Genomic DNA, 5832 nt, shown 5'->3' on the forward strand with positions numbered 1-5832 from the left:
CTGTTGCAGGATTACCTCGGCAGCGTGCTGGGGGAGTCCCGCTCCAGCCAGCGCTTCCTCGCCGGTCAGGTCAACTTCTGCACCCTGATGCCGATGCGCTCCATCCCCTTCAAGCAGGTCTGCCTGCTCGGCATGAACGATGGCGTCTACCCGCGTACCCTGGCTCCCATGGGGTTCGACTTGATGGCGGTGGCCTCGCGGCGCGGGGATCGCTCCCGTCGCGATGATGACCGCTACCTCTTCCTCGAGGCGCTGCTGAGTGCCCAGCAGGGGCTCTATATCAGCTATCAGGGCTTCAGCGCGCAGGACAACAGCGACAAGGTGCCCTCGGTGCTGCTGGCGGAGCTGATCGACTATGTGCGGCAGGGCTTTGTGCTGGCGGGGGATGAGGATCTCGACGACGAAACCTCCGGCAAGCGGCTGCTCAACCACCTGATGGTGGCGCACCCGCTTACCCCCTACAGCCGCAACTACTTCTATCCGGAGGCGGGTTCACGCCTCTTTACCTATGCCGCCGACTGGCTGCCCGCCCTCAATCCGGTGCGCGGCGCAGCCAACTTCCAGAGCGGCGAGCTGCCTTTGCCTCCCGAATGGGGCAAGGAGCAGGGGCTGGAGCTGGCGGAGCTGCTGCGCTTCTATCGCCAGCCCACCAAATATTTCCTCAACCGCCGCCTCAAGGTGTGGTTTGAACTGAACGAAGCCAACATCGAGGACAGCGAGCCGTTCGAGCTGGATGGCCTGCAACATTATCAGCTGAAAGATCTGCTGCTCGATGCCCATCTGGCGGAAGGGGATAGCACCGAGCGTCGCGAGCGGTTACAGCTCACCGGCCTGCTGCCGCAAGGGTGGTTCGGCAGCCTGCTGCTGGACGATCTGGATGCCGAGATGGGCAAGCTGGCGGATCGGCTGCGCCCTTGGGTTGCGGCCAATGAGTCAGAAAAACAGGCGGTGGAGATCGATATCTCCCTCACTCAGGGCCAGCTGCAAGGGTGGATCGACACCCAGAAGGGGCGCTTGCTGGTGGTCAAACCCGGCAGCTTCAACGGCAAGGATCTGCTGCTGGGCTGGATCCAGCACCTCTGCCTCTCATTGAGTGGCGCCCCCGGCGACACCCTGCTGTTCGATGCCAAACAGAGTCTGCGACTGCCCAAGCTCTCTGTCGACGAGGCGCGTCCCAAACTGGCGGCGCTGGTGGCCTGTTGGGCGCAGGGGATGAAGCGGCCACTGCCCTTCTTCCCCAATACCGCCTGGGATTGGCTCAAGGCGCTCGAGAAGGATCCGGACAAGCCGGAGGCGGCCGACAAGGCGGCCCTTACCCGTTTCAACGGCGGCTGGATGATCAATGGGGAGGGGCAAGACGTTTACGTCGCCCGCAGCTTCCCCGAACTCGATGACGAGGTGCTTGGTCAGTTGCAGGCGCTGGCTCGCGAACACCTGACTCCGCTGCTCAAGACCCTGGAGGAGCTGAAATAATGGCTAACCCGCTCAATACCCTGCGTTTTCCCCTCCATGGTGAACGACTGATCGAAGCCTCCGCCGGTACCGGCAAGACCTACACCATCGCCGGTCTCTACCTGCGCCTGCTGCTGGGCCACGGCCCGCTCATTGAAGAGGGTGCCGATGCCGGTCAGCCGAGCGCCCATGAACGGCCGTTGTCAGTGACCGAAATTCTGGTGGTGACCTTTACCGAAGCGGCCACCGCCGAGCTGCGCGGGCGTATCCGCGGTCGCATTCACGAGGCGCGGCTCGCCTTTATGCGCGGCCATAGCAGTGACACCCTGCTGGCCCAATTGCTGGCCGAGGTGGAGGATCACGAATTGGCGGCCCGCCGCCTGCTGGCCGCCGAGCGCCAGATGGACGAGGCGGCGGTCTTTACCATCCACGGCTTCTGCCAGCGGATGCTGAAACAGAACGCCTTCGAGTCGGGTGCCCTCTTTGAAACCGAATTTCTTACCGACGACAGCCAGCTCAGGCTGCAGGCGGTGAGCGACTACTGGCGATCCGAGTTCTATCCGGTGGATAAAGCCCTCGCCAGCGCGGTGCGTGCGCTCTGGCCGAGCCCCGCCGCCCTGCTGCGGGAGATGGGCAGCTGGCTCGACAACAGCGAGCTGGAGATCCACCCCGCGCTGGGGGACGAGACCCTCGCCGCCCGCCATCAGGCGGCCATGAGTCGCATCGCGGCGGTGAAGAGCGAGTGGCTGGCGCAGACGGACGAGATCCGCCGCCAGACCGACGGCCAGATCAGCCGCTACACCGGCAAGAACTATGAAGGGTGGCTTGCCAAGATATCCGATTGGGCGCAGGACGAGAGCAGTGGCTACGCCATCCCGAAGGAGCTGGAGCGCTTCGGTCAGACGGTACTGGAGGAGAACCTCAAGAAGGGGGGCGCCGTGCCGACCCTGCCGCTGTTCAGTCAGATCGATGAACTGCTGGCGAGCCGCCCCGGTATTCGGGATCTGATCCTGCAACGGGCGGCCAAAGTGGTGCGCAGCCGGATGCAGGCCAGCAAGCGCCAAGCCCATCAGCTCTCGTTCGATGACCTGCTCAAAGACCTCGACGGGGCGCTCGGCTCCAGCCTGGGCGAACGGCTCTGCGAGCGCATTCGCGCCACCTATCGGGTAGCGATGATCGATGAATTTCAGGATACCGACCCCCAGCAGTACCGCATCTTCCATCGGCTTTACGGCGGCCACACCGACACGGCGCTGTTGATGATCGGTGACCCCAAGCAGGCCATCTACGGCTTTCGCGGCGCCGACATCTTTACCTACATTCAGGCGCGGCGAAATGTGAGCGCCCACTACACCCTCGGGCGCAACTGGCGCTCCAGCAGTGCGCTGGTGGGGGCGGTCAACGGCCTGTTCGAGCGGGCCAAGGATCCCTTTATCTACGAGGCGGATATCCCCTTCCTGCCGGTGGAGGCGCAGGGCAAGAGCAAGGCGCTGCTGCTTGATGGAGCCACCGCGCCCGTGCTCCACTGCTGGCAGCTGACCGGCCAGCCCACCTTCAATCGGGGGGATTACCAGAGCAAGATGGCGCGCGCCACCGCCGCCGAGATCCACCGCCTGCTGACCCTCGCCCGCGAGGGCAAGGCGCTGATCGGTAACAAGGCGGTAAAGGCCGGGGATATCGCCGTGCTGGTGCGCACCGGCGCCGAGGGCAAGCTGGTGCAGCAGGAGCTGGCGCGCCTCGCCATCGCCTCCGTCTATCTGTCGAACCGCGAGAGCGTGCTGGAGCAGACGGAGGCGCGGGAGATCCTGTTGATTTTGCACGCCTGCCAGAACCCGAGCGAAGAGCGCAGCCTGCGGGCAGCGCTTGCCACCGGCCTGTTTGATCTCGATGCCAAGGCGCTCGATGGGCTGGCCAGCGACGAGCGGGCGTGGGAGAGCGCGGTGCAGGAGTTTATGGAGTACCGCAAGATCTGGCACCGCCGCGGCGTGCTGGCGATGCTGCGGGCCCTGCTGCACCGACGCAATCTCGCCTCTTCGCTTTTGGCGAGCCCCTACGGCGAGCGGCGGCTGACCAACTTCCTCCATCTTGGCGAGCTGCTGCAACAGGTGAGCAGCGAGCTGGATGGGGAGTATGCCCTGCTGCGCTGGCTTGGGGAGGCGGTGAGCCGCCCCAACGGGCAGGATGCGGAGCAGGTACTGCGCCTCGAATCCGAGCGGAAATTGGTGCAGATCGTCACCATCCACAAATCCAAGGGGCTGGAGTACCCGCTGGTGTTCCTGCCCTTTATCTGTAGCCACAGAACCGCCGAGACCCCGCTCTATCACGAAGCGGATGAGGCGGGCAATCGCACCATTCTCGATCTCACCGGCGCCGACTCGTCGCTCGCCGAAGCGGACAGGGAGCGCCTTGCCGAAGATCTGCGGCTGCTCTATGTGGCGCTGACCCGGGGCGTTTACGCCACCTGGCTGGGGCTGGCGCCGGTGCGGGCGGGGGCGGGCAAGTCGGAGAAGACCGACCTGCACCACACCGCCATCGGCTACCTGCTGCAAAAGGGCGAAGAGGGGGATGCGCAGACGCTGGCGACCGCTCTGACCGAGCTGGCACAGGCGCTGCCCGGGGTGGCCGTCGGTGAGCCCTCGCTCACCCGTCCGGCCCCGCTGCCGCCAGAGGAGGAGCAGCTGGGCGAGCCGCAGGTGCGCCACTTTGGCGGTTCCCTTGAGCGGGACTGGTGGATCAGCTCCTACTCCGGGCTGGCGGCGCAGGGCCACGGTCACAGCAAGGGGGTCTTGGCCAATCCCGGCTTCGATGACGAGGTCGTCACCGAGGCGGCTGCGCTGGCTTCCGAGCAACCGGAGGAGGCGCCCCAGCCCTCCATCTTCACCTTCCCTAAGGGCGCGCGCCCCGGCACCTTGCTGCACAGCTTGTTCGAGACCATCGACTTTCAGAGCGCCGCTGGCGAGCCGCTGGCAGAGCATATCGCCAGTCTGTTGCTGCAAGACGGCTTCGACGAGAGCTGGGCCCAAGTGCTGCAACAGCAGGTGGAGGCGGTGCTGGATACCCCGCTCGATACCGGTTTTGGCGAGCCGGTACGGCTGCGGGATCTGGCCCCCGAGCGCAAGCAGGTGGAGCTGGAGTTCTTCCTGCCCATGGGACGGGTGACGGCACCGGCGCTGACTACGCTCTGCCAGCAGCACGACCCGTTGTCACGGGGCAACAAGCCGCTCAGCTTTGCCACCGTGCAGGGGATGCTCAAGGGCTTTATCGACTTGGTGTTCGAGTGGCAGGGGCGCTGGTATCTGCTCGACTACAAATCGAACCACCTCGGCATGAGCCCCGCCGATTACAGCCGTCCGGCGCTGGAGCGGGCGATGGCCGAGCACCGCTACGACCTGCAATACCAGCTCTACTCGCTGGCTTTGCACCGGCTGCTTACCCTGCGCCTGCCGGGCTACGACTTCGAGCAGCATTTTGGCGGCGTTTTCTATCTGTTCCTGCGTGGCATGCCGCAGGGGGGCATTTTCCATACCCGCCCGAGCCGTGAACTGGTGCTGGGGCTGGATAAGTTGTTTAGCGAAGGCAGTGAGCTGCCAGCAGCGGGATCCCAAGCATTGAACGAGGTAGAAGCATGAGCGGCACCATGATCAGCACCGCAGCCAGCGCAATGATGGTTGAACGGCTCAAAACACTGGCGCTGGCTGGCCGTATCCGCCAGCTGGATCTGCAATTTGCCAGGCTGGTGGCCGATCTGGGCGGCAGCCCCGAGCTGGTGCTGGGGGCGGCGCTCGCCTGCTTCGAGCTGGGGCGCGGTCATGTCTGTCTGCCGCTGGAGATGCTCGCTGCCGGATCTTTGCGCCCGTTCGGGCTGGATCCCCAGCAGAGCCGGGATCTGTTGTCTGATCTGGCGGATCCTGCCCGCTGGCCCGCCCTGTTTGCAGAGAGTCCCTTGGTTGGTACCGAACAGGATGAGGGGCTCGCCCCGCGCTGGCCGCTGCGGCTGTGGCACGGGCGGCTCTACCTCACCCGTTACCACGATCATGAGCAGGGGGTGGCCCGCCATCTGCGCGCTTTGAGTGAACGTGCCGAATGGCCGGAGATCGCTCCCGCTCTGTCGCGGCTGTTTTCCCGCGACTACAGGTTGGTGTTCGCTGCGCTGCTCAAAGCCCGCCTCGCCCCCGACTTCTCGGCCCGCCACTTTATCGAGAAGTATCTGGATCTGGTGTTCCCGAACGAGGTGGATTGGCCCGCCATCGAGGCACTGCTCGCCAGCGCCCAGGCGGCGAGCGATTTGAGCAAGCTGGATGCGCTGGTGCCCGAGGCGCTCTGTTGCAACGGCCAGAAGCTGGCGGCGGCCACCGCGGCGGCGCGCCCATTTGCGGTGAT

General features: G+C 65.1%; 1 protein-coding gene and 2 pseudogenes. All 3 read left to right on the forward strand.

Going from position 1 to position 5832, the window contains the following annotated elements; genetic code table 11:
• A pseudogene (locus tag L972_RS02505) lies at positions 1–1473 on the forward strand (exodeoxyribonuclease V subunit gamma); the annotation flags it as partial.
• Positions 1473–5081: an exodeoxyribonuclease V subunit beta gene (gene recB / locus L972_RS02510; RefSeq protein WP_047435108.1), complete on the forward strand. Its 3609-nt coding sequence runs from the start codon at positions 1473–1475 to the stop codon at positions 5079–5081. The pseudogene L972_RS02505 and the gene recB, both read left to right, overlap by 1 nt.
• A pseudogene (locus L972_RS02515) lies at positions 5078–5832 on the forward strand (exodeoxyribonuclease V subunit alpha); the annotation flags it as partial. The gene recB and the pseudogene L972_RS02515, both read left to right, overlap by 4 nt.

This window comes from Aeromonas sp. ZOR0001, from assembly GCF_000801015.1.
Lineage (GTDB): Bacteria > Pseudomonadota > Gammaproteobacteria > Enterobacterales > Aeromonadaceae > Aeromonas > Aeromonas veronii.

Excerpts from the sequence above, each read along its gene's own strand:
- recB (WP_047435108.1), top strand. The coding sequence starts at position 1,473 with ATGGCTAACCCGCTCAATACCCTGCGTTTTCCCCTCCATGGTGAACGA.